This is a genomic window from Stenotrophomonas sp. STEN087 (assembly GCF_056759115.1).
In genome coordinates this window covers 1-25295 of sequence record NZ_JBRRCR010000001.1, presented here as the reverse complement: position 1 = coordinate 25295, position 25295 = coordinate 1, and the positions used below count along the sequence as shown (strand labels likewise).

At 62.7% G+C, this 25295-nt stretch carries 20 protein-coding genes; 10 read left to right on the top strand and 10 right to left on the bottom strand.

The window, feature by feature from the left end:
- Positions 1–7 precede the first annotated feature (7 nt).
- Entirely contained in the window at positions 8–895 is an 888-nt protein-coding gene (locus ACVOK1_RS00100; protein ID WP_481560629.1) for a LysR family transcriptional regulator, read from the bottom strand.
- A gap of 147 nt (positions 896–1042) precedes the next feature.
- Here ACVOK1_RS00100 and ACVOK1_RS00095 point away from each other — a divergent pair, with 147 nt between their 5' ends.
- The gene (locus tag ACVOK1_RS00095; RefSeq protein WP_481560628.1) at positions 1043–1768 is read left to right on the top strand and encodes an SDR family oxidoreductase; all 726 of its coding nucleotides are present in this window, start codon (positions 1043–1045) and stop codon (positions 1766–1768) included.
- 34 nt (positions 1769–1802) lie between these two features.
- Positions 1803–3218: an MFS transporter gene (locus tag ACVOK1_RS00090; RefSeq protein ID WP_481560627.1), complete on the top strand. Its 1416-nt coding sequence runs from the start codon at positions 1803–1805 to the stop codon at positions 3216–3218.
- A gap of 50 nt (positions 3219–3268) precedes the next feature.
- On the opposite strand, the gene ACVOK1_RS00085 is transcribed toward ACVOK1_RS00090, so the two are convergent.
- Entirely contained in the window at positions 3269–4033 is a 765-nt protein-coding gene (locus ACVOK1_RS00085; protein ID WP_481560626.1) for an EAL domain-containing protein, read from the bottom strand.
- Positions 4034–4127: 94 nt separating this feature from the next.
- Positions 4128–5699 (bottom strand): cryptochrome/photolyase family protein, encoded by a 1572-nt coding sequence (locus tag ACVOK1_RS00080; protein ID WP_481560624.1) that lies wholly within the window; start codon positions 5697–5699, stop codon positions 4128–4130.
- A gap of 109 nt (positions 5700–5808) precedes the next feature.
- Here ACVOK1_RS00080 and ACVOK1_RS00075 point away from each other — a divergent pair, with 109 nt between their 5' ends.
- The 3 genes from ACVOK1_RS00075 (at position 5809) to ACVOK1_RS00065 (ending at position 7804) form a co-directional block, all read left to right on the top strand.
- Positions 5809–5955 (top strand): DUF2256 domain-containing protein, encoded by a 147-nt coding sequence (locus ACVOK1_RS00075; RefSeq protein ID WP_481560623.1) that lies wholly within the window; start codon positions 5809–5811, stop codon positions 5953–5955.
- Between the two features lie 89 nt (positions 5956–6044).
- Entirely contained in the window at positions 6045–7142 is a 1098-nt protein-coding gene (locus ACVOK1_RS00070; RefSeq protein ID WP_481560622.1) for a hypothetical protein, read from the top strand.
- A 215-nt stretch (positions 7143–7357) separates the two neighbouring features.
- A complete protein-coding gene (locus ACVOK1_RS00065; protein ID WP_481560621.1) occupies positions 7358–7804 on the top strand; it encodes a nucleoside 2-deoxyribosyltransferase domain-containing protein in 447 nt (148 codons plus the stop codon).
- Positions 7805–7872: 68 nt separating this feature from the next.
- Here the strand turns inward: ACVOK1_RS00065 and ACVOK1_RS00060 are convergent, their stop codons facing one another.
- Positions 7873–8373 carry a hypothetical protein gene (locus ACVOK1_RS00060; RefSeq protein ID WP_481560620.1) on the bottom strand — a complete coding sequence of 167 codons (501 nt, stop codon included), beginning with the start codon at positions 8371–8373 and terminating at the stop codon, positions 7873–7875.
- 164 nt (positions 8374–8537) lie between these two features.
- On the opposite strand from ACVOK1_RS00060, the gene ACVOK1_RS00055 reads away from it, so the two are divergent.
- Positions 8538–9263 carry a hypothetical protein gene (locus ACVOK1_RS00055; protein WP_481560619.1) on the top strand — a complete coding sequence of 242 codons (726 nt, stop codon included), beginning with the start codon at positions 8538–8540 and terminating at the stop codon, positions 9261–9263.
- 37 nt (positions 9264–9300) lie between these two features.
- Here ACVOK1_RS00055 and ACVOK1_RS00050 read toward each other — a convergent pair whose 3' ends face one another.
- Positions 9301–10332: an MDR family NADP-dependent oxidoreductase gene (locus ACVOK1_RS00050; protein WP_481560618.1), complete on the bottom strand. Its 1032-nt coding sequence runs from the start codon at positions 10330–10332 to the stop codon at positions 9301–9303.
- An 88-nt stretch (positions 10333–10420) separates the two neighbouring features.
- Between ACVOK1_RS00050 and ACVOK1_RS00045 the strand changes: the two genes are divergently transcribed.
- Positions 10421–11053 carry a TetR/AcrR family transcriptional regulator gene (locus ACVOK1_RS00045; protein WP_481560617.1) on the top strand — a complete coding sequence of 211 codons (633 nt, stop codon included), beginning with the start codon at positions 10421–10423 and terminating at the stop codon, positions 11051–11053.
- A 204-nt stretch (positions 11054–11257) separates the two neighbouring features.
- On the opposite strand, the gene ACVOK1_RS00040 is transcribed toward ACVOK1_RS00045, so the two are convergent.
- Together ACVOK1_RS00040 and ACVOK1_RS00035 are read right to left on the bottom strand one after the other, a co-directional pair.
- On the bottom strand, positions 11258–11734 hold the full coding sequence (locus ACVOK1_RS00040; RefSeq protein WP_481560616.1) for a hypothetical protein: 477 nt from the start codon (positions 11732–11734) through the stop codon (positions 11258–11260).
- 57 nt (positions 11735–11791) lie between these two features.
- Positions 11792–12592, bottom strand: coding sequence for a hypothetical protein (locus ACVOK1_RS00035; RefSeq protein WP_481560615.1), 801 nt, complete (start codon positions 12590–12592; stop codon positions 11792–11794).
- A 151-nt stretch (positions 12593–12743) separates the two neighbouring features.
- Here ACVOK1_RS00035 and ACVOK1_RS00030 point away from each other — a divergent pair, with 151 nt between their 5' ends.
- The 3 genes from ACVOK1_RS00030 (at position 12744) to ACVOK1_RS00020 (ending at position 23397) form a co-directional block, all read left to right on the top strand.
- Positions 12744–13952: a hypothetical protein gene (locus ACVOK1_RS00030; RefSeq protein ID WP_481560614.1), complete on the top strand. Its 1209-nt coding sequence runs from the start codon at positions 12744–12746 to the stop codon at positions 13950–13952.
- 257 nt (positions 13953–14209) lie between these two features.
- Complete coding sequence (locus ACVOK1_RS00025; RefSeq protein ID WP_481560613.1) at positions 14210–17269, top strand: hypothetical protein; 3060 nt, start codon at positions 14210–14212, stop codon at positions 17267–17269.
- Positions 17266–23397, top strand: a complete 6132-nt coding sequence (locus ACVOK1_RS00020; RefSeq protein WP_481560612.1) for a DEAD/DEAH box helicase — start codon at positions 17266–17268, stop codon at positions 23395–23397. The genes ACVOK1_RS00025 and ACVOK1_RS00020 overlap by 4 nt, the downstream gene beginning before the upstream one ends.
- Positions 23398–23473: 76 nt before the next feature.
- Here ACVOK1_RS00020 and ACVOK1_RS00015 read toward each other — a convergent pair whose 3' ends face one another.
- The 3 genes from ACVOK1_RS00015 to ACVOK1_RS00005 all read right to left on the bottom strand — a co-directional run bounded on the left by ACVOK1_RS00015 (position 23474) and on the right by ACVOK1_RS00005 (position 24900).
- Entirely contained in the window at positions 23474–24052 is a 579-nt protein-coding gene (locus ACVOK1_RS00015; RefSeq protein ID WP_481560611.1) for a histidine phosphatase family protein, read from the bottom strand.
- Between the two features lie 103 nt (positions 24053–24155).
- The gene (locus ACVOK1_RS00010; RefSeq protein ID WP_481560610.1) at positions 24156–24281 is read right to left on the bottom strand and encodes a hypothetical protein; all 126 of its coding nucleotides are present in this window, start codon (positions 24279–24281) and stop codon (positions 24156–24158) included.
- A 262-nt stretch (positions 24282–24543) separates the two neighbouring features.
- Positions 24544–24900 carry a hypothetical protein gene (locus tag ACVOK1_RS00005; RefSeq protein ID WP_481560609.1) on the bottom strand — a complete coding sequence of 119 codons (357 nt, stop codon included), beginning with the start codon at positions 24898–24900 and terminating at the stop codon, positions 24544–24546.
- Between the last annotated feature and the right edge of the window lie 395 nt (positions 24901–25295).

The following is a 25295-nucleotide window of genomic DNA, read 5'->3' as shown; positions in this document are numbered from 1 at the left end:
TGCCCCATCAATCGGGCAGGGCAGACAATGCTGTCATCCCTGAACTGTGCGGCAGCATCTTCTCGGCGATCTCCAGCAGCGCCCGCAGCCGATCCATATGGCGCAGATCCTGGTGGTAGCCCACCCAGATGTCACGCCCGGGTGGCTGCCCGAACTCGTCAATTCGATGCAACCCGCCCACCTGCTCACCCAGCGGACGAGGCAGCACCGCAACACCAAGGCCGCGGGCGCACATCTGCGCCTGGACGCTGCGGCTGGTGCTGGTGAACACTGGTTTCGACTGCGGGAAGGTCTCGATCAGCCACGTCACGTCAGGGAAGTGGGCCTGCGCCGAGTTCATCAGAATCAGCCGTGCCGCACGCGGGTCATCCTCCACCGCGCGCACCGTCGGCTCTGATCCATACAGCCCATAGGGCATGGTCATCAGTCGGCGCTGGACGATATCCGGCTCACCGAACGGAACGATGCGAAACGCCACATCCGCCTCGCGGCGGGACAGATCGAGCAGCCGGTAGCTGGCGATGACCTCCGGCACCACGCCCGGGTGGCGCTGCGCCAGCTCGGCCAGACTGGGCGCCAGCACATAGGCGGCAAACCAGTCGGCCGAAGAGATCCGCAGGGTTCCCTCCAGCCGCTCCTGGCGTCCCGCCAGGCGCCTTTCCATCGCAAGTGCGGACGCCTCCATCGACTCCGCCAGTGCAAGCACCGTATCGCCAGCATCGGTCAGGACCAGACCGTCCTTGGTTCTGCGGAACAGTGGCTGCTCAGCTTCGTCTTCCAGCACCTTGACCCGCCTGCCCACCGTGGGATGGCTGACGCCCAGGCTGCGCGCGGCCTCCCCAAGCGACCTGCCACGAACCACCGCCAGAAATATTCGGATATCACTCCATTCCATCGCCGACGTCCAACCGTTCAAAAATGTACGAAAACTATGCAGCAATGGCAGTGCCCAGACAATCCTGCAGGGATCAACATGCACTCCCGCCCCACACCGGGGCCATCAGAACCGGAGTTGCACGCAATGGGTACGTTGAATGGAAAGGTGGCGCTGGTCACCGGCGCGTCGAAGGGCATCGGCGCAGGCATCGCCCGCCGCTTGGCCCACGACGGCGCCCACGTGGTGGTCAATTACGCATCCGCCGAAGGTGCGGCCGCGGCCGTGGTCGCTGAGATCGCAGCGGCGGGTGGCAAGGCCGTGGCAGTGCGCGCCGACATCCGCAGCAAGGCACAGGTGGACGCACTGATCGCAGCGACGGTTGAAACGTTTGGCAGCTTGGACATCGTGGTCAACAACGCCGGCATGTACCAGTTCGCAAAGGTCGAGGAAACGACCGAAGCACTGTATCGCCAGCAGTTCGACCTCAACGTGCTGGGTACGCTGCTGGTGACCGGGGCCGCCGTACCGTTCCTTGGCGAGGGCAGCAGCATCGTCAATATCGGCTCGGTTGTCACCCGCGTGCTGCCGGCAGAGAGCGCGATCTATACCGGCACCAAGGGCGCCATCGATGCCATTACCGGCGTCTTGTCCCGTGAACTGGGCCCGCGCGGCATCCGTGTCAACTCGGTCAATCCCGGGCTGATCGAGACCGAGGGCACGCATGCCAATGGCGTGATGGGATCGGACTTCCAGACCTGGAACGAGCAGCAGACACCGCTGGGACGGATCGGCCAGGCGGCCGACATCGCCTCGATCGTTGCCTTCCTCGCATCGGCGGACGCGGGCTGGGTGACGGGCGAAACCATTCTCGGCTCGGGCGGCATGCGCTGATACGCGCAGGTCTGAATGACCCAAGGAGAAACCGATGAGCGTGGATCAGACCCCGGTCGTGCATGACGCGCGGCGCTGGCCAGCCCTGGCGGTGCTGTTGACAGGCACGCTGTTGCCGCCGCTGGACTTCTTCATCGTCAACGTAGCGCTGCCTACCATCCGGACCGATCTGCATGCATCAGCAGATGTCACCCAACTGGTCGTGTCGGTATATGCCATGGCGTACGCCGTCACGCTCATCCTGGGTGGGCGCCTGGGTGACATCCATGGCCGTCGCCGCGCCTTTGTCGGTGGCATGCTGGGGTTCGGGCTTGCGTCGGCCATCTGCGGGCTGGCGGACTCCGCCGCCATGCTGGTGGCCGGCAGGTTGCTGCAGGGCATTTCCGCGGCAGTCATGGCGCCGCAGTCGCTCGCTTCCATCCACGCGTTGTTTCCGTCGACAGAGAAGGGGCGCGCGTTGGGGCTGTATGGCGCCACCTTCGGTATCGCATCGGTTGGCGGCCAGTTGCTCGGCGGGTGGCTGGTCTCAATGAATGTGCTCGATCTCGGCTGGCGCAGCGTTTTCCTCATCAACCTTCCGGTCATGGTGGTTGCCGTTCCCGCAGCCCTGCTGCTGGTTCGCGAGACGCGGGCAGAACATGCGCGGACGATGGATTACCGGGGCGCGCTGCTGATGGCGCTCGGCGCACTGGCTTTGGTGGTTCCCCTCATTGAAGGCCGCGAGCGAGGCTGGCCTTGGTGGAGCCTGGTTCTGCTGGCAGCCAGTCCGGCACTGATCGCGGCATTCTGGCGGTACCAGAAACATCTGGAGCGCATGGGCGCATCACCCCTGGTGCCACCCTCTGCCCTCACCATCGCCTCGGGTTTACCACGCGGACTGCTTGCCGCTGTGTGCTTCTATGCCTTGGCCGCATTCTTCCTGACGTTCGCGGTGTACCAGCAAGCTGGGCTGCATCGCGACGTGCTTTCCGCAGGCCTGGCCATCCTGCCACTGGGCATCGGGCAACTGCTTGGCCCGAGCTGTGGGATTCGCCTATCGCGTTGGCTGGGTGCGCGGGTTGCGGCGCTCGGCATGGGCCTGGAAGCGCTGGCTCTCCTGGTAGTTGCCGGCCTCGCCGTCGCCGGCATGCCAGGCTGGCTTGTCGGGCCGCTGCTCCTGCTGGGCATCGGGCAGGGCATTGCCTTGCCGGCACTGGTACGCCTCAATGTCGACCGGGTGGAGCCGCGCTGGGCAGGCCTCGCCGCTGGCGCGATCACCGCGGCCATGCAGATGGGTGCCGCGCTTTCCGTCGCGCTGGTGGGCGGGGTGTTCTTCGCACTGGCGCCGGATGGGGCAGGGGGCCGCCAGGTCAGCATCGCCTTTGCGGTGGCGTGTGTGATGATCGCCATCGCGATGGCGACCGCCGCGCATCTCAGCATTGCACGTCCCCGAGGGAACGGCGTCCAGTAGATCCACGCCATGCGTGGATGGGCCTGCGAGATGAAAAATGAGCCGGAACCTCAGTCCAGCCAGGGAATCTGTGCCTCTGTCACGATCCCCTCCAGTACGGGCCGGGCAAACCGGTAGCCCTGCATAAGCCGGATGCCCAGATGGGCCAGGCAGCGCGCCTCTTCGCTGGTCTCGATGCCCTCGGCGATGACATCGATGCCAAGCTCGCCGCACATGCCAACCACGCCGGCCACGATGGACCGGCGCGGAAGGCTCTGGTCGATGCCGCGCACCAGGGCCATATCCAGCTTGACGATGTCGGGCTGGAAATCGGCCAGCAGATTCAGCCCGGCAAACCCGGCGCCGAAGTCATCGATGGCCGTCTTGAAACCGATGCGTTTGTATTCCGTGAGAATCTGCGCCAGCCATTTGCCATCGTCGATCTTCTCGCCCTCCACCGTCTCGAAGATGATCCGTTCGATCGGGAAACCATACCGGCGAGCAGCCTCCAGCGTGGAGCGTATGCACACCTCGGGCCGATAGATCGCGTTGGGCAGGAAGTTGATCGACAGATGCGACTGCATCTGCAGCATGGCTGCAATCCGTATCGCCTTTTCTCGGCAGGACTGGTCAAAGGAGTATTGGTTCTCGGCAACCACCTGGGAAAGCACCGAATGGGCAGACTCGCCGGCCGGACCTCGTACCAGCGCTTCCTGCGCGAAGATCCTGCGTACACGGATGTCCACGATAGGCTGGAATGCGTAGCTGAACTCAAATGGCAACGGCGCCGCATCCCGGCAGAGGGCACATCCGGCAGGTCGGTCAGGCGAGGGCATGCGTGCCACCTCATACGGCAGGAGCCATCAGCCTACTGGCGGCCGCGACAAGGCGGAGTGCAGGTGCATAAAGGCGCTGAACGCTTCAGTGCGGCTACAACGCGGCCAGGTTACGAAGGAGAGCATCAGCCTGCTGGCCAATGGCCTCGCGCTTGCTGGCGGGCATCCGCGCCAGCTGCCGGTAGGGCATCTCCAGGCGAGGGTTTCCACTCAGTTGATCCGCATTCCGTGCCAGGAAATCCCAATACAGCGCATTGAACGGGCAGGCCCTTGGCCCGGTGGGCTGGTCGTGGCGATACAGGCATCGGCCGCAATGGCCGCCCATGCGGTGCAGATAGGCGGCGGCGGAGATATAGGGCTTGGTCGCCAGCAGGCCCCCATCGGCGAACTGGCTCATGCCCACAGTGTTGGGCAGCTCTACCCACTCGAACGCGTCGATGTAGATGCCCAGATACCACTGGTGCAGGGCGTGCGGATCCAACCCGGCGAGCAGAGCAAAGTTGCCGATCACCATCAGCCGCTCGATATGGTGGGCGTGGGCATTGGCCAGCGAGCGGCCGATCGCAGCGCGCACGCACGCCATGCGCGTGTTGCCGGTCCAGAACCATTCCGGCAAAGGACGGGCATGGCCGAAGCTGTTGTTGTGCTCGTAGTCCGGCATCTGTGCCCAGTACACGCCGCGGACATACTCGCGCCATCCCAGAATCTGGCGGATGAAGCCCTCCACCGAGGCGAGCGGCGCACGACCTTCACGCCCCGCCAGCCCCACCCGGGCAATCACCTCCCGGGGCGAGAGCATCTTCACGTTCAGGGCAAACGACAGCAGCGAATGGAACAGGCGCGACGCCTGCGCGCTGATCGCATCCTGGTAGTCGCCAAAATGCGGCAGGCCATGTTCAATGAAGGCGTCGAGCTGCTGCAGTGCCTCGGCCCGGTCCAACGGCCAACGCAGTGCATGCGCATTGGGTTCGCCAAAGCTGGCCACGCCGGCATCACCGATCATCTGCCACAGCGCGCTGTGATCGTGGGTGGGTCGCAGGTCCGGCGGTTCGGGCGGGTCGCCCGGCCACGGCTTGCGGTTCTCCGCATCGAAGTTCCAGCGGCCGCCCAACGGCGTGCCATCGGGCGCCAGCAGTACGCCATGGCGCTGCCGCATGTAGCGGTAGAACACCTCCATCGTCCAGCGCTCGCTACCTCGGTTGCCGAAGAACTGCGCCACTTCGTTGCGAGTGGTCAGGAAATGCTCGCTGTCCACGCAACGTACCGAGATGGCCTGCTGTGCCGCGTACTGGCGCAGCTGCTGATCCAATCGCCATTCGTCCGGCGCCTGGTATTCCAGCTGGCTGGGCCCGTGCTGCTGCAGCAGCAGGCTCAGATTGGCGGGTAATGATTGCCGGTTTGCAGGGTCATCGATGGTCAAGTAGCAGACCCGGTGCCCCGCCTCACGCAACTGCTCGGCAAAGCGGCGCATCGCAGCGAAGATGGCCAGGATCTTCTGCGCGTGATGCAGCACATAATCCGTTTCCTGGCGGATCTCCATCAGCACATACACCACATCGTCCGACCGTTCGGCAAACCACGGGTGGGCAGGATTGAGCTGGTCGCCCAGCACCAGGCGCAGGCAGGTTACAGGCGGCATCAGTGGCGCGGGCGAGGGCAGGGACATCGGGTTCATGGCGGAAGGGGTGTTGATTACCTGAACGTCTACGCGGCGGAGGCCGCCCTGGATGCATCCGATTCCGCGCTCACCGCGTAGGCGAGGGACTATGGCAAAGATGAAAAAGCGAGCAGACCTGCCGCAGAAAATCTGCGCGACCTGTGGCCGGCCATTCGCCTGGCGCCGCAAATGGGCGCGTGATTGGGAGCACGTGCGTTACTGTTCGGACCGTTGCCGTGATCAGCGTGGGCGGCCGGGCGCCTAGCCGAACCTCGGCGTCAGACGCGGCCTTCATCGCGAAGACAGCAGAATAGCGCGCTTTCCCCGCAGAACAGGGAGGCAGGTGGCGCCATCGTGAGAGTCCTTTCCTTTATTGCCGCCACGGTGCTGGCAGGTACCGCACTTCAGGCCAGCGCATCAGAACGCGGCCCGGATGCGGCACCTTATTTCGAGCCCGGCGGCGCCGTGCGTTTCAATTATGGTTGGCTCGATTACGCGCCCACCAGTCGCCTTCAGCTGGAGCTGCTGCAGGCAGACTTTGATGCGGGAACCGGCCCATTCTCAATCTCCGCCCAGTACCGCTGGTACGACGGCTTCCACGCTGTGCACCATGCCTATGCCGGCTGGCAGTTCTCCGAGCAGACCCAGCTGAAGGCCGGCATCCAGCAAGTGCCGTTCGGGTTGCTTCCCACGGCATCGCAGAGTTTCTGGTTCGGGTCAGGCTATTATCTGGGTATCGAGGATGACTACGATCCCGGGTTGGTGCTGACCCACACCCGTGGCGACACCACGTGGCATGTCGGTTGGTTTTCCGGTGACGAGTACGGTTCCGGCGCCCGCTACGGCCGCTATTCGTTCGATGTGGCGCAGACCGATGCACTGCCGTATCGCGAGCGGCAGCGGCTGCATGCACGGGTAGAGCAGACGCGCAGCTGGGCAGGGGGCGATCTGCTGCTGGGCGCGTCAGCCTTTGCAGGCAAGGTGCAGAACACGCAGACTCGCCGCCATCACGGCCACCAGGGTGCAGCCGTGCACGCACAGTGGAAGCGCGATGGCTGGACAACGCAGCTCCAGTGGGCGCGGTATCGCTATGACATTCCCGGCGAGCGCATTGCGATGTCGGCATTCGAAGCGCCCTTCGAGATTGCAGCGCAGGCCGATGTGCCAAGTGCGAATGTGGCTTACTCGTTCACGCGTAAGGGCAGGCTCGATGACCTGACCTGCTACAACAACCTCAGCATGACGCGGCCGGTGGGGCATGGCGCCGGCATCCGCGACTCATGGCAGAACGTTACCGGCTGCAGCCTGCAGAAGGGCGTCATGACCACCTACGTCGACTGGATCGCCGGTCGCAACATGTGGTTTGCCGGTGGCGATGGCATCGGCGTCAACGATGGCGGCCCCTCGCAATGGCATTCCCGCCTGAACGTGAACATCGGCTTCTATTTCTGACGAAACGCACCGGCCCCGTAGAGTCGAGCTTGCTCGACTCGCATCCGGTTCCGCTGTCATCAATAGATGCAACAATGCCGTCTACCCTTCCGCACCGCACTCCCATGAAACACCGGCTTGCCCTTCTGCTGTCCCTCATCGTACCCATGACCTGTTGGGCGGCCCCCTCGCAGACCGTGACCTCACCCGCGCCGCTTCCGCCATCGGACGGGCGGGTGACCGTGTTCCTGGCCGGCAGCATCGAGATGGGCAAGGCCGGCGATTGGCAGGCACAGGTTCAGCAGGCGCTGGCGGATGACGGCGTGCTGATGCTCAACCCGCGGCGGGAGGACTGGAATCCCGCATGGAAGCCCAGCGCCGACGACTCTAATTTCCGCCAGCAGGTCCAGTGGGAGCTTGCCGCGCTGGAGAAGGCGGACATCGTGCTGATGTACTTCGCCCCAGGCACGCAGAGCCCCATCACGCTGCTGGAATTCGGGCTGTATGCGCGTTCCGGGAAGCTGCTGGTTGCCGCCCCGGAAGGGTTCTGGCGCAAAGGCAACCTGGACATCACTGGCGACCGCTATGGCGTGCCGCGTTATGACAGCCTGGCCGAGCTGATCGAAGCAGTGCGCGCGCGTATCCAACAGCGCCGCCCGGTAGATTTGAACTTGCTCGACTGAGCCATCTGCCCGCTACGGGACGCGGCACCGAACAGCACCCGAGCCTGCCGCTTCGCCGCCCATCGACTCTACGCCTCCGGCTTACCCGCAGCTGCCGGGTGGTTACCCGATTCCTGCCCCGGAGGCCGCCGACGCGCCTCGGCGACAAGGCGATGGAATGCATGGATGGCGATCGTGCCGCGAACACTTACGAGCGTCATCACGGCGGACACGACCAGCGCGGGCACCGACACATCGCCCATTGCCGCCCTCACAAACGCCCCCAGCAATCCAATCACACTGATTATCAGCGTACCCACGGCCACCAGCGGAATACGTTTGTAGATGCCAACCGCCAAGGGAACATACATGCAGGTGGTCAGCCCCAGGCCTGCTGCAATGAAGGTCCCATGGCCCTGGATGGCGAACAGCATCACCAGGGCTGCAGCAAGCGAGATGACGCTCAGCACGGCAAGCATCAGCCACATGTACTTGATGGGGCGAGTGATCGAACCTGGAATCTCAATGACCCAGCTGTCTGCCGGTTGGCCTGGGAGGGGCGGGGTTGCTCGGTACGGGTCCTGATCCATGAGGGAGCGGTTCCGGTTGAAGGCCGTCGAAGTCTAGCGTTGGCGCGAGCTACCGGAAATCGGACTTTCCCTACGCTGGGGCCAGGCCAGTAGAGTCGAGCTTTCTCGACCCCGCAGACTCCACACCACTAATATTCCCCCACCCGCAAGGAACGCCACCCACCATGGGCAATGCAATGGACACGCAGTATCTGGACGACACCCCCACGATGGCCCAGCCGACGGACGAAGGGCTGACCTTTCACTGGCTGTACGCGCGTGTGCAGGGTTTGGAGGGCACGACCATCTACCCCAAGGCCGGCGTGGTTGAGAAATGGTCGTACCGTGTAGGCGTGGGGGCGGCGCTAATCGGACTGGTCAGCGGCCTGCTGCTCGTTCGCTGGATACCTGCGATCGTGCTTCTGCCGGTGGCGCTTACCTGCCTGGTTGTGGAAATCGGAGGCTTCCTGGTTGGCGGACTCCTGAGTTTGCGCAGGGAGTACCGCCAGTACTCCCAGCCCCGGTTGTCCCACGCCAGGGAAATGGACAACGATTTCCTGCATTGGCAGTCTGTCGTCGCCGGACTATCCATGTTTCCGCGCGAAGATAGAGAGCAGCGTCTCCGCTACGTCAGTGCGCTGCGCACCCGCGTGACCGAGCGCATGGGCATCATGTACGGAGGGCTGCAGCGCCTCGGTCCATTTCCGCTCCTGATCGCGCTGTACCTGCAGTTCCGCAACTGGCGCTGGGGCGACTGGACGGGGGTCTTCGACATCGGCTGGGCGGGCGCCATCCTGATCTTCGCCCTGGTGCTGCTGTACCTGCTTGGGTGGGTGCTGATCGCCCAGCGAATTCGCCTCGACACCTATGTCTCGTTGCTGGAAGCCTCCCTCCAGGAACCCGCAAAGTAGAGTCGAGCTTGCTCGACTCCCTAGCTGGCCTCGTCTCCTACAGCTCTACCAGGACCACACCTGTAAGGCGCCCGGCACACGCATCCTGCAGGGCGGTTATCGCGCTCTCAATACCCTTGAAGGTCGCAGAGGGCAGGTGGATGCTTCCCTCACGTTTCCACGTCTTCAGATCGCGCAGCCAGCATTCAAACGCCTCGGGCGAATGATCCGCGCTATAGCCGCGCAGCGTCATGTCCTTGAAGATGAGGTGGAACGTGTCCAATGTCACCGGCGCCTGCAATGACGCCTTGTCTTCGTTCAACTCGGCGGTCAGCGCCCCGAGCAGGACGCCACGGGCGCCATCGCGTGCAAGTTTGACGGCCGCCGCGAGCTGCTCGCCGCCAACCATGTCCACGATGACATCGATACCCTCGGGTGCGGCGTCTGCCAGCTGGTCGATCATCGGGCCGCCGTCGCGGGTGACGACCGCATCGTATCCCAGCGTCTCCTGCATCCATCCAGCCTTCCTGAGACTGCTCGTGCTGCCGACCACACGCGTGGCGCCCAGCAGTCGGGCGATCTGTCCCGCCATCGAGCCGATGGCTCCAGCGCCGCTGGTGACGAAGACCGTGTCGCCATCCTTTACCTTGATAGCGCGGGTGAGCGCGGCATACGCCGTCCAGCCGTGGCCGAGATAGGCCGCCGGATCCGGTTCGCTGCAATCAATGAGCCTGCAGTCGTCTTCGTGCAGCAGGGCATGTTCACGCCAACCGAGCGGATGCATCACAAAGCTGCCGACCGCAATGTCGCAGACCGAGCCCGCCTGGACCACTTCCCCGATCGCGCCATCCGCCAGCGTGTCGCCCGGCTTTAGTGGCGGGAACGGAATTCCCTCGGCAGCCATTGCATCCTCCTGCGCCATCAGCCGCGTCGAGATGGATACACGGAACCAGCGATTGCGGATCACAACCTCATGCGGACCGGGAGCGGGAATGGGGGTTTCAACGACGTTGAAGTCGCCCGGGTCGATTTCACCCCGGACATGGCGGACGAGCTTCACTTCACGGGTATGGGATGGGTTTGCAGACACGATGGGCGCTCCAGATCAAAAAGTGCGCTCTCTTCTGGCGGAGCCACAGAATGTGAGCGTATGCTCATGTTATCGATGGAGCTCGTACATGAATACTCGCATTCCCCCGGCAACCCGCAGCATGCGCAAGGCCCCGAGACAGCAGCGTTCCCAGAGCACGGTGGAGTGCATTGTCGAAGCGGGCGCTCGCGTTCTGGCGGAGCGGGGCTGGGCCAGATTCACGACCAACGAGGTAGCGCGCACCGCCGGCGTCAGCATTGGGTCGCTGTATCAGTATTTTCCAAACAACCTGGCGATTGCCGAAGCCATCCGCAAACGACATCTCGACGAGATCCTGCAGCTGCTCCCCGACATCGAGGATCAGGCGGAGGCCATTTCGCTCGAGCAGTCCATTGGCCGCTTGATTGACGGAGTCATCGCCATTCGCGCGAAGAACCAGGACCTGCACCGAATTCTTCTCGACGAAGTGCCGCTCGCGCCGAGGGAGTTCTACGAAACCTTCGAGCGCGAGTATCACAGGCGCTATGAAACACTCATCCGGGCGGCGGCATCGCCAGGCGATACCGGTGCGGACCATGAGGTCGCGGCGCGAATTCTCGCGGATGCGCTGGAAGGCATCGTCCACTCCGCCGCCCGCCGGAATGACCTCCTGTCGCCCGCTGCGAAAAGAGAAGCGACACGAATGATGCGGTCCTACCTGCAGGCGCGAAAGAAGGGCTGACTACACCCAGGTCTTCGATGCTGCGCTCAGGGAACCCCGGCATGACGTAACTTGGGCCGTGCTGCGACCGAGAGCCGTCGCCGCCACGAAGAGACGGGGGGCTGCCACCCTTGCAACTCAAGGGTGGGGAAGGGGCCGGGGGAAACCGTGACCGGCCCAGGGGTCGAACCTGCGCGGGCCGCCGCAACCGCCCGGCCCGCCTTCTCAGTCCCCAGAGAACACATCAAGCGCCTTGTCCGCCAAGTCGCTGTTCTTGAGAAGCAATGCGACGCCGGCCGCCGCACCAATGATGGCTATGGTCGACAAGACCGCAAACCCGCGCTGGGTGTTGCTGCGGTCTGAACGAAGTCCGTTACGCTGCTCGCGTTGCGCCTTCACCTCTTCGCTGCGCTCGGCCCGGACTTTTTCCCGCTCGCGCTCGGATCTGGCTTGCTTCAGCGCCGTTTCGTAGAAGCTTTGGGTGTGTTGCTCTGCCGCGCGATCGGTCGCTTCCTCGGAGGCCCATCCCTTACCGCTGGCCTTGGCCGTGGCTTTCAACGCGTTCGCGCCGCGCGGGTCCTGCTCGACCTTCGCACTGGCACTGCGCCTACCGGTATCGGAACTCTTCTTGCCCCTGGCTGCCCCCCGGGCAGCACTACCAACTCGGCCAACGGTTCCGTCCTGCTTGCCTGATCTGCTCATCATCCCTGCTCCCGTGGCGATGGAGCGATTATGCACCTAACCATCACGCAGGCAACCTCAAGGGTCCAGCGGCAACCAGAGACTTTTGGGCTTTACTGTGTCGAGCAGGAAGACACCTGCCGCCTCACTCTCGTCGTTGCGCGGCCACACGTGGTCCTGGCCATCTTCGTACCAGAACATGCCGCTGCCACCGCCACCGTAGTGTCGCAGCTCGCCCTGCTCATCAAACGTGGCGCGGCTCCGTCCGGCAATAGCCGAAACCAGTACTGGCGCATTGCAGGCGCGTGCCCAGGCCCTTAGCGGTCCTGTCCAGTAAGGTCTCCGCAGGTCGGCCCCAAACGTACTGACCACGATCGGGCACGAGGGGCCTGCGCCCAGCGCCACTGCCTCGCCCAGCATCCGCCCTGCAAGACCATCCGGATCATTCCAAGGCACGCAGACGTCTGCACAGATAAGCGGAATGATCCGATGTCCGTTCCACTCCCATCGCACCAACGTCTCACCCGGCAGGAACGCCTCGCCTGACCAGGGAACCCGTTTGAAATACTGCGCCTGCACCTTCCCTTCATGAACAAGGAAGCTGGCGTTGCGTAGATGGCCCCCTTCCGTGACGTAGCCGCCGACGATGAATGCCATGGGGTGTGGTCGCAGAGCCTCCAAAGAAGCAATGGCTATCTCAATCGATTGCGCGCTTGTGGCGTCATCGACGAAGAACGGATAGCTTTCGGGGAACACAGCAAGATGCGCGTCGTGACTGGCAGCCATCCCCAGCAGCTGTGCGATGCGCCCGGCGGGCACTCTGGCGCCCGCACACGCTTCCACTTCCCGCGCATCCAGTTGGACAAGTGCGACTCTCATGGCAACGCCTCCGTCAAATGTTTGACGCATGGCAGTGATCCTTTCGGAACACTTCGGATGATTGGTGCCATGCAGATGCCGGGAATATATGCCGAGCAGCGGAACCTGCCTATGTATACTGCCGCGATTGCAGAAATGGAGTTCGACGCAGATGGAGTACAACCCGTACCGGGTAGAGGTTGAGAAGCTCTCCGCAGAGCATGCGCGGGGGCGGCAATCTCTCAATCAGGTGACCAGCGAATGCCAGCGCTACGACCGGTACGACCTTGCCAGTGTTCAGTCCAAGGCTGATGTGGTGAAACAGGTTCTACCCCAGCGGGCGGCCAAGCTGAAGGAGCTTTCCGATCGTCTGCAGAGGGCCAGCGCGCGGATGACCGACCTGGGCAATCGGTCATCGATTGGCATCAACCCGCTCTTCTGGTTCTCCGCTGAGCGCAAGCAGCTGGTTCAGCAGCACGAAGAATCGATGCGGCTCTGTACTGCATTGATGCAGGAGACGAAGGACGCTCAGGCGGCCCATGAAAAGGCGCGAGAGTTCTCAAGCCAGGTCAGCAGCTCGATTGCATGGTATACGGCGTTCGACCGCAAGAAGGCCGATGATCGCGGAGTGACGTTGCAGCGCCGCATAGCGGAGATCGATGCAGCCCTTCCGGCACTGAGAAGCAAGTGTGCGGAGCTCGACAGGGAACTCGCGCCATTGCTGCTTGATCTCAGCACACAAGAGTCTCGCCGGTGTGAAGCCGAGGGGCGGATGGCTTCGGCAGAGCGATACGATGGCCGCCTCAATCGTGCCGGAAATAGTTACGAAAAACGCATTGTCCACGAAGAATGCCGGGCCGAGCTAGGCAATGGCAGCCCCTCCCACGTGCGTGAAAAGTCGCGTCGCGAGAAGGAATCGGCCGAGCGCAGCATTGCCAAGATCAAAAGACAGCTCGAGCTCGTTGCAAAACGTCAGTCGCGCCGAATCAATCGACTGGTTTTCGACGGAAAGAATCTCTGCCACGACAGGCAAGGCACTTTCGTTGGCCTTGGCCCACTTGCTGCGGTCATGAGGGCGCTCCGAACCGACTCAAAAAAGATCTTCGTCTTCGACGAGACCATCCGTACCCGGCACGGGCTCGACGAACGGCGAATTCGCGACGTCCTTGGACCAGGCGCCGTTGTCCACATCGTAAATGGCACGGCAGACGAGACCGTGCTGAACCTTGCACCAGATGAGCATGACTACGTTGTCAGCAATGATCGCTTCGTTGAGTACCGATCAAAGGCCCCAGTAAGATATGGCCGGATCTTCACGCACGAAATCGTGGGCAAGCACGTGATGATCAAGGATCTGGATGTCTCGGCATCGTTCGCCTGATAAACTGCATGGCGTGAATCGATAGCCCTGCCGGCAAGCGAAGACAACATTCTTTCGTGAAGCCGCTTGGCAGCCAGGCTGATGACACGCGCGCCTGCAGTAGAGCCCACATGAAAAACAGCACGGTCGGCAGCGGACTGCTCGCCGGCGCTCAAAGGCTTCAGGTCCTACGACTGCGCCGCCGGCAATGACTACTCAACTGCCCGAAATCTGTGTAATCCTTGGAGCGTAGCAAGGAAGCGCCTGAGGGGGCGGCGATGAAGGGAATCAAAATGCTCGGCACGGAGCCGGTCGATGGTCGGCCGCTGTACCGCTACAAGGCAGGTCTCTGGGCACTTTCGGCCCTTGAAGCCTCGATCAATAATCCGCTGGTCCCGAGAAGGACACTGATCCAGGCGCTTGCGCCCGTTGCGGCCGCACGCTTTGCCTCCAACTATGTCGAAGGGTCACCCTCTTGGAACCATTGCGGCGAGGAGATTCTGCGGCTCTACAAGCGGAAGGAAACGCGCTTTCGCGAGCTGATGGTTGAGAGCTTCGGCTTCTACCGCATACCTGTCGTCAGCCGGCCCGGTGCCGACCTTCTGCTCGAGACAGTCATCGGCCAAGCCGGACTGCCGAGTGGCATGATCCGGCAAGGCAAGCCCCTACGGAGAATCCTGGACAAGCTCATGCAGTACGAGGTTGCTGGAGGGGGTGATTCCGAGGCAGTTGCACTGGCTCTCATCGACACAGCTGACGCAAGAAGTGAACTCCGCAAGGCCTATGAACGCACAGAACACCTGCCAGGCCTGTGCATCGACCTTGTTCGCGCAGTCCTCAAGCTCACCACGGATGCGCAGTGGGAGGGTGGGGCGCTGGACAGAATCTGGAGCATGCCGGGGTGGATGCAGGCCCTGCCATTCCGTGTTGAGGAAGAGGCGGCAAAGGAGATCGTTGGGCATCTGCTCAACGTGGCGCTGGCTGCGACCGAAGGTGCTGCTTGTGCCATCGAGCGAATCATGTCGCGGCGACATGGCACATGGATTCTCAACACCCGCGCGATGATCGACGGCGCAGGCTTCGAAGCAGCCGGAGAGGTGCCAGGGCTTGTTGCTGTCCACTATGCGATTGCGGGAGAGCCTGTCGGCGAGGCTTTCAAGGCAAGACGAAGAGACGGAGGCAGGTTCTTTCAGGCGAGCGCGGTCCAGGACCTTTCCGAGAATGTTTACGACCGCGCGGTTTCACTTGTCATCAGCGACGCCGGCACGTACCGGCGCCTGGACTGTATCGGTGGCGAACCGCTCGACGAACGTTGCGTATGGGTCTTCGAGCCTGGAGATGGCGATCCCGTTTATCGCTCTCCGGCACCGGTCAGGCTCCGCACGCGCACACTGCTGGCTGCAGCACCCGAGGGCACTATCGTGAGCGGAGAGGCGACAGCCCTGGGCGAGAAACTGATGGTGAATGGCTCGACACGACCGCTCTGGAGCGTCTCCGGCAAGGCCGTCTTTACGGCTGCGGACGGAGACTTCGCCGTTGTTGAATCAGGCTATACAGGTCCGCAAGGCTATCTCGACTTCTCCGGACGCACTCCACACTTCCGCGTGAGGGGCTATTCAACAGTCTTTGTTGGAGATGCCAACCCCCGAAAGCTCGGCGGACTTTCAGGCCGTATTCAATGGCGCAGGGCGGGAGACAGTGCATGGCTGGGCCAATCGGCCAGAGGCGCCAGTGGCGATATGCAATTCCGTCTGGTTGATGACACCGGTGCAGTGATTGCCGAGCGCCGACGGGTTCTCGTGCTTCCTCAAGGCCTCGATCACCGCACTACCAGCCGGCACCTGTCGCTGTCCTTGCCAGCCGGCGTCACGATTGCCGGCCACGCTACGGCGGCCGACGGAACCTGCACGATCGAATTCGCAGGCACCAGCCTGCTCACCGTCACACTGCTGTTTGCAGGCACCAGGGCGGATCTGCTCTTCGAATGCCCAAAGCCGGCTTCATTCGTTGACCTGGCAAGTGGCGAGGAAACTGCGACTGGAATGCGCCGCGTGAGTTCGATCGCCGCGGGCAGAATCGTGGCCCAGGCCGGCACGGCATTGCACAACCGTCTCGAGGTGAGGCGGGCCAGCGCGTCCTGGAACGCCGTCCACAGCCTCTCCTTGCGTGCCAACCGCCTGCCACTTTCTGAAGTGAACGGCTTCCTTGAGGCACTCTCATTCGATCCGCGCGCAAGAACCCATGCACTCAAGGTCCAGTTCCCCAATGGGCCCGGAATCGAGATCGAACCTTATCGGATCAGGCGCATCGGCGCTGAAGTGACGGTGGAAGGCGCATCCGATGACGTGCGGGTTCAGCTGAGGGAACTTACTCACGTGACGGGCGATGAGCCAATCGAACTGCAGCGAAAGGACGGCCAGACCTGGCTGCTGCCTGACGCCACGCTTTTCCCTGGGGTCTACCTGGCGATTGATCCATCGCGCCAGGCCGCACCCTGCCTCGTGGTTCTGGGTGAAGACCAGGCCGACACTGCTTCGGAGTTTCTCCAGGCGGTGGGCATCAGCGAGTCGCACGCTCGATCTGCAGCCCTGATTGGGCTCTACCGGCGCATCACCGATGACCCGCACAGCGGAAAGTCTTCCGCGGAGCTGGATGTACTGCTGGGCTGGCTGGGCTCATTCCAGTTCTATCTGCGTTGGCTTGATCCGTTCCTTGTACTGGCAAAAGAACCGCTTCTGGCACTTCGGCTGCTCGCGCTGGCTCGCCTTCGCGGGTACACGGAGGCAGAGCAGGGGTTGCGCTGGGGCTTGGATGGGTTGCCTTTCTTCTGGCACGCGGCGCTCGCGCAGGCATCTGCAGAGCTGCTCGAATGGAGTAGAAGGCAATTTGGCGAAACCCAGACCACCGATGTGTCCTGCCTTCTCGCCAGCCTTCCGCTGGCGGGACGTGTTGGAGAGCTCCTCAAGCTGAGAGCGGCCTTTGGCCCTTGGAGTGATGCATGGCAGACGTCGGTGAGCGAGTGGTCTGACCGCCGGCAGCAGGAGCTGGAGTTTCGCGATCCTCCCGTGAGGGACGCAGCCGCGGAACTGTGGGAAAGGCTTTCCGTTCCAGGCATGGTCGACACGCTAAGGACCCGCTCAAGATGCATTACGCCAAGCGTGGATCTTGACCGGACATTCCTTCTTGCCCCGTATGAACTTGCCGTTGCCACCTGGTACCGGCACGACATGGATCAGTCGCTACGGGACAACCTGCTCTTTGCGCGCTACATGATCGACCCGATGCTCTTTGACGACGCTTACTGCTCGGCCATAGCACTGCTGGAGAATGCAGCTTGAATACCTACGAGAATCTGAAGACCCACCCTCTGCTGGAGCGCATTCCAAAGCGCCTTTCGGATGCCGTGATGAGCATGTACCGGCCGGCGGACGCGGGACTTCGGAACTGGCTGCAGTCATGGCTCGGCAGCTACGCAAACGAGGATGGCGCCGTGCTCGGGGTTCCACTCATCGAGTGCATGTATCGCTGGCAGAGTGGCGAAGCAACCCTGGACGACCTGCAACGGCAGGGCCTGCTGCATCCGCGCTTCATTGATGCATTGGACCAGGCGTCCGGCGATTACCACTTCCCGCGGAGCCGCAGGCCATTTGTGCACCAGCGCGCCGCGCTTGATTCAGTAGCGGCTGGCAAGTCTGTGCTGGTCTCGGCTGGTACCGGCGCAGGCAAGACCGAGTCGTTCCTGTTCCCGATCCTCAGCAGCCTGTGGGAGCAGACTGAAGAGCGGAAGGCCCCGTTGACAGGAGTGCAGGCGCTTTTCATCTACCCGCTCAATGCGCTGATCCGCAGCCAGAAGGAGCGCCTCGAGGCGTGGATGGAGCCGAGTGCAGGACAGCACCGGTTTGCGCTGTACAACGGTGACATGAAGCAAAGCTTGAAGGCTCATGAGCACGCAGCCTTCTCTTCCTGCGAGGTGCCTGACAGGAAGACGCTGCGACTGAGTCCACCGCCACTGCTGATCACCAACACAACGATGCTCGAACTGATGCTGATCAGGCCGGAGGATCGTCCAATTCTTGAAGCATCCTCAGGAAAGCTCCGCTGGATCGTGATTGACGAGGCGCACTCCTACACCGGAAGCGCCGCTGCCGAGCTGACGCTTCTGCTACGCCGCACGCTTCAAGCCTTCAACGTAAAGCCGTCGGATGTCCGATTCATCGCTACCTCAGCAACGATTGGTGACGCGAGCGATGAATCTACGCGCGCGCTCCGGAAGTTTCTGGCCGACCTGGCTGGATGCCCTGAGGATTCGGTTGAGGTGGTGCGCGGCCATCGCGAGATCCCGCAGATCACATCGGCAAGCGGCAAGGCACCAGCACTGGATGAACTGGAGCTGCTTTGCAAGGACGCAGGCACCAGCGCGGCAGACCTGCATATGGCGCTCCGCAGATCACCTGTTGCCATGTCGATCCGAGACCTCCTGACCAGAAAGTCAGCTGCCAACCTTAGGCAGATTGCGGATCATGCAGACCTGCCCACCCTCCAGGATGCAGCGCGCTGGATCGATGTAATCTCTTCCGGAAAGGTGGCGGACGAAGACCACGCAGACGGCCGCTTCCTGCCAATCAGAATCCATCTGTTCCAACGGACGATTTCCTCCGTCTGGTCATGCATCAACTCAGCCTGTTCCGGTCGCATGGACGCAGCGTTGGATGATTGGCGCTACGGGGCACTGTTCATGCAGTCGCACAAGGCCTGTCCGCATTGCAGGAGCATGGTCCTCGAGGTGTCGCTGTGCAACGACTGTGGTACCGCTGCGCTGCAGGGCGTGTTGTCTGCCGACAGGCGCTTTGTCCGTGCGGAAGCAGAGCGGGAGGACGAGTATCTTGCTGACGTGGAAGCGAATGACGATGACCAGTTGGAAGAAAGACTCTACAGCCGCGTCCTTGTCTGCAGCCCCGAGGACAACAGGGCAGGGGTGCCGACCGGAGAGGCTTTCTTCAACCCGCTGACAGGCGAGATTGCCTCGCTCGATGGCGAGATGCAGTTTGCAGGCATTGTCTGGAATCCCTACAGCAGAAAATCTTCCCCAGCGATGCATGATGTCGAGGCAGAACGGCCCTGCCGCTGTACAGGTTGTGGCAACGCGTTCACCGACCTGGACAAGAGCCGCCGGGCGATCCGTCTTACCGCGCCGTTCTCGCTCAACAACATCATCCCGGAACTGCTGGCCGCTGCACCGCCGGATCCGTCTGCAATGGGTGAGTCCGTCCTGATGGAAGGACGGCGACTGTTGACCTTCACAGACAGCCGCCAGGGAACCGCGCGCGGAGCGGCCAGGATGTACGACTCTGCACTCAGGGATTACATCCGCTACGTGGTCCCGCAGCTGTTGCCAAGGCCGTTGACGCTCGGGGAAATTGAGTTCAGCAGAGGCAAGGTTTTACAGATCCAAGCCGAGCTGGCACATGCTACCGCACCGCTGGAGCGTGAAGACCTTGCTTCGCAGCTGGAGAAGCACGAGGCCCGACTCAAGGGCAGCTACCCTCAGACCTGGCCGGAGATCCAGAGCAGGCTGGCGGACCAGCCTGAGATTGGTTCGACCATTGCGCCCTATTTTTCCGAGCTCATGGGGCCGACGACTGCCGGCACCGTCTCCCGCTTGCTGCTGCTGCGCGAGCTGTATCGCAGGCCCAAGCGGACAAACTCCCTGGAGACGCTTGGCTTGGTCTCGATCTGCTATCCCGGTATCGAGAAGATCACAGCGGGCCAGCTCCCGTCGGCATGGGTGGAGATTGGTGGCGATGTTGGTGAGTGGAAGAGCTTCCTGAAGATCTACATGGATTTTGTGATCCGTGAGAACGCCTGCGTCGAGCTTTCCGAGGATGAGAAGAACTGGATCGGAACGCGCTTCAGTCGCAAGTACCTGGTTGACCGGATAGAGAAGGGCGAGAAGAAGGGCAACAGGTTCCAGTGGCCCAAGCTTGACAGCGAGACCGGCAGCGGCGGTCGCGCACGTCTACCGCGCCTGCTGCGCGCTGCATTCCCCGGCATGCGCCCACAGCTTGTCAGCGAGGTGCTCGACGCTGCCAAGCGCAGCCTGATTTCCAGCGAGCACCTGCTGAACGTCGAGGGCAAAGGTCATTGCCTGCGCTGGTCAACCGTCTCCCTGTCGCGGCCGACTCAGCTCTGGCTATGCCCGGTCACCCGGCGCCTGCTGGACACGGTGCTGCGCGGGGTATCTCCCTATCACCAGGCTGACGGAGTGCCATTTGCATGTGAACCGGTCTCTCTGCCGGTCCCGCAATACACGTTCTGGCAGCGCGCCGGCGTTTCCGTGCCAGTGCCGGAGCGTGAGCAGTGGCTGGAGGAAAGTCGACGCAACCACCCGCTGGTCAGGCTCGGGCTCTGGCCTGAAGCACTTGACCGTGCGCTTGTTGGCACACGATTCTACGCGGCACGCGAACATTCCGCCCAGATTGATCAGCGCCAGCTCGACCGGCTGACCGCAGAGTTCCAGGCCGGGAATCTCAATGTGCTCAGCTGTTCCACTACCATGGAAATGGGTGTGGATATCGGAAGCCTCGCGGTCGTGGCCATGGCAAATCCCCCGCCAACGGTCGCCAACTACCTGCAGCGTGCGGGCCGCGCTGGCCGCCGCGGTGAAACGCGTGCATTGGCCTATACGGTATGCCGCGACGAGCCACGCTCGCTGGGCATTTTCAAGGACCCGGCCGGCTTCCTGGCGACCAGCATCAGGCCGCCAGTGGTGCAGCTTGGTAGCCCGGTCATCGTCCAGCGCCACCTCAATGCCTGGCTGCTGCGCGAGTTCATCTCCGCCCAGGGAAATGGCGGGGAAATCATGAAGATGACAGCCGGCGGCTTCTTCGGATTGGAGGCCCCAGTGAAAGAGCAAGCAGGATCCGATACGCGCGACCAAGCGCCGTTCCAGATGCTGATGGCTTTCCTTCAGGAAACGAGCAACTTCAAACCCGCCGCGCATGATGCCATCAGGGTCATGCTGGAGCGCTCCAGTCTTGCGGGTGTAGCCTTGCAGCCACTGCTCGAAGCGGCGAGGCAGGCATTCGAGTCTGCAGCGACGTCGTGGTATGCCGAGTGGGATTCAGCGAAGACCCATTGGGATGCAGTGCCGGCCACGCAGAAGGAGGCAAGAAATGCGCTCTCCTACCGGCTTGTGCGGATGGGTAAGGCCTACCTCCTGCAGTTTCTGACCATTCGCGGCGTCCTGCCGGCGCGCGGGTTCCCGGTGGATGTACGCGAGCTGCTGATCGTCAAGTCTGATGCTGGCCGAGGCGAGATGTCCGAGCGGGAGAGCCTGAGCAACCGTTCGCTCAGCCGCGAGCTTGCGGTCGCGCTGCGCGAGTATCAGCCAGGCGCCAACGTGGTGGTTGGAGGCGCAGTCTACAGGGTAGGGGGCCTCACCATGAACTGGCAGCGTCCTGCCGGGGCGATGGCGCCAGGAGAGATCCAGGATCTGCGCTGGCGCCTGATCTGTCAGTCCTGCAGTGAAGTAACCGACCGCCTCGAGCGCCCGGATGCCTGCTCGGTCTGCGGCCAGGTGGTGGACGACAACACCCCGGGGATATTCGAGTACATCGTACCGGCTGGCTTTGTCGTCCCGCTTGGCGCTAAACCCAACGATGATGTCTCCAGACCAACTTACATACCGGGTGAAATGCCTCGTTTCAGTGTCAGGAATGAAGACGGCAGCCATGTTATCCGTCGAGCGCTGGCCAGCCAGGCGGGCTGGTCTCGTGTTGGGCGCTCTGCGGAGGTCTATCACCACACGTTCGGGCAGGAGCATTCCGGCTTCTCGCTCTGCCTGGCATGTGGCTGGTGCGAGCCAGGTTCGGCCAGTCCGGAGAAGGGCGGCGGCTATCGGCATCGTCAACCTTTCACAGACCGCTGGTGCGAGCCAGCCCAGGAAAGCGGCTGGCTGGTAAAGCGACTCGGTGCGCTGGGCGCAACCACACGGACAGACGTGCTTGAGTACCTGCTGGTGCCGTCGGTGGACGGTGCGCCACTGTCAGATCAGGCAGTCGCCGCGACGCTGGCGGTCCTGTTGCGCAATGTTGCCGCCAGACGCCTTGGCATCGATCAGGGCGAACTGGGCTTTGCCGTGCAGAGGGTTCTGATGCAGGGCAACGCCGGGCTTGCAGTGATCATCTTTGACAGGGCCTCTGGCGGCGCGGGATACGTTTCAAGACTCGAGAACAATGTCGAAGAGCTTCTTTCGGAAGCCATTGTCGAGGCTGCCGCGTGCCCGGCCAGCTGTGATTCGGCGTGCCCGGAATGCCTGCTGTCACATGAGACCCGCGAGGGGGCAGATGTACTGGATCGCCACGCGGTCCAGAAGCTCCTGGGCGGCCAGTTCCGAGGCACGCTGCTCGTGCCTGACGAGGCCATGGCGCTGCTTGGCGAAGACGCTGGATGGGAAGCACGCAGCCTGACCGATGCTGTCAACTCAACCCTTTTGCTGTCCGCGGCTCCGGTGCTGACCCTTTACATTGGAGAGGAAGAAGACCTGGGTGAAAACAGCCTGATGCTGAAACTTGCCCGACGCACCCAGGACAGCCAGCCCACATCTGTGCGCAGTCTGGTGGTGCCGCGCACCCGGTTTGAAGGCGAGGCAACATTCCGTCGGCGCTGCGCGATTCTCGTGGAAGCAGGCGCGATTTCCTCTGTTGGCCTATGGAGTGAGCCAGAGGGCGGGTTTGTTCCGCGTGTGCTACTGGAGGGATCCAAAGGACGAAGCGGCTGGGCACAGGAGACCAGCACCGGTGCCTACATGCAGGGTCATTCCCCGGTGTTCCCGCAGGTCGAGTGGGTGCCAGCGGAAAGCCTGGCCGGCAACCTGCATGCGCATGTCAGCGCCTCTGTCTTTGATATCGTTCCGCACAAGCCACTGCAGCCGCGTCAGTTCTTCAATGAGCTGATTCTTCCTGCGCTGAATGAGCTTTGTGCGGACTTGCCCGCCATGCTGAAAGACAGTGTTGAGCGCATCGAGTACAGCGATCGTTACTTCCGCAGCTGCAGTAGCGCCGGCGTGTTTGCAGCGCTCATCAAGGGATTGACAGGCTATACGCACGGAGCCGGCCGCGAGGTGGAGATCACCACTATCTCGGTCATGAGCAGACCTTCTGGGCAGAGGCCTGCATTTACTGACTGGCAGAGCGATGTTTCGCGCGAACGCGACCTGCAGAAGCTTCTGCCTGACTTCAAACTCTCTACGATCGAGAAGTCCAGACAAGCCGTACCTCACCAGAGAACACTGCGAGTGCATTTCGACGACGGCCGGGCACTCACCCTCATGCTGGATCCCGGCGTCGATTATTGGGAAACGACCCGAGCGAATTCCATCGCACCAAAGTATTCCAATGTCCAGAATGGCGAAAGGCAGATTCTCATCGCTCGCATGGAGGGAGCTGCCGATCTGGCGCCAGCCTGACCCGAATGCGCACACGTTGGAGCCCCTGAAACAGGGGCTCCATCCTCAACGCGTCAGCACCCAGAAAGCCCCGGCCTCAGCCCGCGCGGATTCGATACTGCTGGCAGTGCTCAATTGGCTGCTTCAGATCCACTGTTCTAAAGTGGCGCATTGCCTTGGAATCCACCGGTCGCGCTGGATGCTGCTGGAGCCAGCGCACCATCTGCATGAACTGGCCATGGCAGAAGACAACAACCTCTCCACGGTCGCGCCACGTTGCATCAGCCAGCAAGCGCCTGGCCCGATCAACAAACTCCCGGAAGGTCTCTGCGCCAGGACCGTCGCGGTGGTCAGGGTCACTGAGATCCCAATACGCCAGTACCCACGAACGCCGGGAAGCGGCCGTCGTACCCACGCACTTCGGCGGCGACAGATAGGTGAACTCCTGTACGGAACCCGTGACTATCGGCATGCCAAACCGGCGGGCGAGTGGCTCCGCCGTTTGCCTGGCACGCACAAAAGGGGAGCTCACAATTGCCGCGGGCCGGCCGGTCCAATTTTCTGCAAGGTCCTCTGCCTGCCGAACCCCCAGATCTGTCAGGGCGATGCCATCCGGGCTATGGGTGGGGAGGCCAGCATTGGCCGCACTTTCCGCATGTCGTACCAGAATCATCATCTGCGAAGCTTAGCGGCACCACTCGGCGCGGACCAGCCACCAGATGCCTCCCTACAGGAGCCCGCAAAGTAGAGTCGAGCTTGCTCGACTACTCGTCGGCACGTCAGCGTTCATCATGCTCCAGCCAGATCCGGAACTCATCCCGCAGCTGCAGGACATCCGGCGCCAGCAGGTCCACACCCACCGGCAGGCTGATCACCAGCCCCGCCGGCGTGTTCTCCACCGCCATCACCGCCTGGCCCTGGTAACGGATATGGAACTAAGCGCCTGGCGCCTCGCTTGCATCCAGCGCGAATCCCGCCCTCTCTTTGGCATCGACGAACGCCTGCGCATGGCTCCGCAGAACCTCGAACTGCCGCGGCTGCAGCACCTCAAAGGTCTGAACCTGCGCGGGCGCAGGTCCAGCACAAACCGACATCGAAGACAGCAGCAGCGCGATCCCCAGTAGAGTCGAGCTCGCTCGACTGCTCCAGAATTTGCGATCAGCCACGTCAAGCCGCCGGCCGCACGCGTTCCTGGATGAAGACCGTCAGGGCAAGGCAGGCCATGGCCAGACCCTCCATCACCCGATCACCCACGTACTGATCCGGGTCGCCATTCTGGCGGGCGCGCTCGGCCGCCAGCAGGATCTCGTGGATGACGCGCTGGCCCGCCAAGGCGCAGTCGGCATCGGCAAGGGCCATCTGTCGGCCACGCAGCAGGTTTCGCTCGGGCCAGGGCTGGCCGTCGGACGCCGCACCGGCGCCGATGCTGTGCAGGATGGCGATGAGGCTGTTGGGGTCCAGGGCAGGGCCGGAAGCGGGCGCTTCCTGGATGGGCGTGGGGGCGGGGGAGTAGGGCTGGGTCATGGCGTGGCTCCTAACGTGCAGGCAGAAGCCGCCACCGATAAAGGTGGCGGACGATGCGTGGCTCGAAATCCGGTCTACGCTAGTACCGGCAGGCACAAGGCCTCCACGCACCGCCCGCCATAGCCGGCCGACGGATTGCCAGCCGGCACCACACAGGGTGATGCCGGCTGGCAAGCGTTTACTTCAGCGTAGAACCGGGGATTTCGAGGCCCCGACCACCCGTTTTCGGTGGCGTGGCTAGGATTACGCCCGGTTGTGCGCTGTGGGGTTCTACCCCGGGTTCACCCCCGTTTTCACGGACACTTACAAGAAGGCCGATCCAGGCCATGAGGAGTGTTCATGTCAAAGCGTAGGAAGTTCAGTGCCGAGTTCAAGCGTGGTGCGGTTGAGCAGGC

Coding starts and splice junctions, on each gene's coding strand:
- ACVOK1_RS00040 (WP_481560616.1), bottom strand. CDS start 11,734: ATGAGCAGATCAGGCAAGCAGGACGGAACCGTTGGCCGAGTTGGTAGT.
- ACVOK1_RS00100 (WP_481560629.1), bottom strand. CDS start 895: ATGGAATGGAGTGATATCCGAATATTTCTGGCGGTGGTTCGTGGCAGG.
- ACVOK1_RS00045 (WP_481560617.1), top strand. CDS start 10,421: ATGAATACTCGCATTCCCCCGGCAACCCGCAGCATGCGCAAGGCCCCG.
- ACVOK1_RS00035 (WP_481560615.1), bottom strand. CDS start 12,592: ATGAGAGTCGCACTTGTCCAACTGGATGCGCGGGAAGTGGAAGCGTGT.
- ACVOK1_RS00060 (WP_481560620.1), bottom strand. CDS start 8,373: ATGGATCAGGACCCGTACCGAGCAACCCCGCCCCTCCCAGGCCAACCG.
- ACVOK1_RS00005 (WP_481560609.1), bottom strand. CDS start 24,900: ATGACCCAGCCCTACTCCCCCGCCCCCACGCCCATCCAGGAAGCGCCC.
- ACVOK1_RS00055 (WP_481560619.1), top strand. CDS start 8,538: ATGGGCAATGCAATGGACACGCAGTATCTGGACGACACCCCCACGATG.
- ACVOK1_RS00085 (WP_481560626.1), bottom strand. CDS start 4,033: ATGCCCTCGCCTGACCGACCTGCCGGATGTGCCCTCTGCCGGGATGCG.
- ACVOK1_RS00075 (WP_481560623.1), top strand. CDS start 5,809: ATGAAAAAGCGAGCAGACCTGCCGCAGAAAATCTGCGCGACCTGTGGC.
- ACVOK1_RS00090 (WP_481560627.1), top strand. CDS start 1,803: ATGAGCGTGGATCAGACCCCGGTCGTGCATGACGCGCGGCGCTGGCCA.
- ACVOK1_RS00025 (WP_481560613.1), top strand. CDS start 14,210: ATGAAGGGAATCAAAATGCTCGGCACGGAGCCGGTCGATGGTCGGCCG.
- ACVOK1_RS00015 (WP_481560611.1), bottom strand. CDS start 24,052: ATGATGATTCTGGTACGACATGCGGAAAGTGCGGCCAATGCTGGCCTC.
- ACVOK1_RS00010 (WP_481560610.1), bottom strand. CDS start 24,281: ATGGCGGTGGAGAACACGCCGGCGGGGCTGGTGATCAGCCTGCCGGTG.
- ACVOK1_RS00030 (WP_481560614.1), top strand. CDS start 12,744: ATGGAGTACAACCCGTACCGGGTAGAGGTTGAGAAGCTCTCCGCAGAG.
- ACVOK1_RS00080 (WP_481560624.1), bottom strand. CDS start 5,699: ATGTCCCTGCCCTCGCCCGCGCCACTGATGCCGCCTGTAACCTGCCTG.